Annotated in this window: 1 protein-coding gene; it reads left to right on the top strand. The window is 41.0% G+C overall.

Annotation, left to right across the window (positions count from 1 at the left end; genetic code table 11):
• The first annotated feature begins 194 nt into the window (after positions 1-194).
• Positions 195-1,298, top strand: a complete 1,104-nt coding sequence (locus tag AB6E85_RS25820) for an ISAs1 family transposase (protein WP_372144821.1) — start codon at positions 195-197, stop codon at positions 1,296-1,298.
• Positions 1,299-1,323 lie beyond the last annotated feature (25 nt).

The raw sequence follows: 1,323 nt of genomic DNA, 5'->3' as shown, positions 1-1,323 counted from the left end.
TAGGGAAAATTCACGTACATGCCCATATTTAAAGGCTTCGTGGCTTGTTAGGCACTCGATTTTTCAATATGGTTAGCTAGTACCATCACATAATTGACAATTAACCGATGATCAATTTGTAGATCATTTTCAGTGTTTTCTAATACCTCCATAGAAAAATTGGAGGTCCAACAGTGAGTAACCAACACCCATTTATGCATTTTGATGTCATCCCAGATTACCGCCAACAAGGCAAAGTCGAGCACAAGTTAACTGATATCATTTTGTTAACAATTTGCGCCGTACTTGCCGGTCAAGATGATTGGAAAGCCATTCATCTTTACGGCCAAGCACAGTTAGATTTTTTAAAGCGGTTTGGTGATTTTAGTCATGGTGTACCTTCTACATCGACAATAGCAAGAGCGATGGGAATGATTAATGCCACTCGCCTACAGAAGTGCTTTATCGAATGGATGAAGGATTGTACTGAGCTCACTAAAGGTGAAGTGATTGCCATTGACGGTAAAAGCGTTAGAGGCTCTTATGATGACTCTCGCGGTCTTGGTGCTATTCACATGGTAAACGCTTTTGCGACTGAAAATGGTGTTAGTCTCGGACAACATAAAGTGTACGAGAAATCGAACGAGATCACCGCTATCCCAGAGTTGCTCGAACTGCTTGATATATCAGGTTGTTTGGTCACTATTGATGCAATGGGATGCCAAAAGAAAATTGCTCAGAAAATACTTGATAAGAATGCCGATTACTTACTGGCGGTTAAAGGTAATCAGGGACGTTTAGAGCAAGCGTTCAATAACTATTTCGATATGAGTATGCTGCAAAATCACGATGGTAATTCGTATAGCACACAAGAAAAATCTCGTGGTCGCCAGGAAACAAGACTGGCCTTAACGAATACTGATTTGAGTGTTTTAGGTGATGTTGGACTTGAATGGCCAGAGCTAAAAACAATGGGCATCGTTGTTTCTTTACGACAAAAAGAAGAGGTCGCGAAAGAGTCAGAATTCACGGTTAGATACTATATTAGCTCGAAGGAATTAAGTGCTAAAGAATTGTTAAATGCCACGCGTTCACATTGGTTGGTTGAGTCGATGCACTGGTCGTTAGACACAGCTTTCGGTGAAGATGCTAGCAGAAAACGAGCAGAAGCAGGTGCAGAAAACTTCGCAAGGATCAGGCAGATGTGCTTAAACATGCTGAAGAGTGAAACGACACTAAAAGCGAGCATTAAACATAAAAGAGCAATGTGTGCGATGAATTGTGAGTATCTTTTAAAGGTTCTAGCAAGCCTTTATTGACGGGGAAGTTCATGATTTTTCCGTG

Source organism: Vibrio sp. 10N.247.311.51, assembly GCF_041467855.1.
GTDB lineage: Bacteria > Pseudomonadota > Gammaproteobacteria > Enterobacterales > Vibrionaceae > Vibrio > Vibrio coralliirubri.
This window is presented reverse-complemented; position numbering and strand designations above follow the sequence as displayed.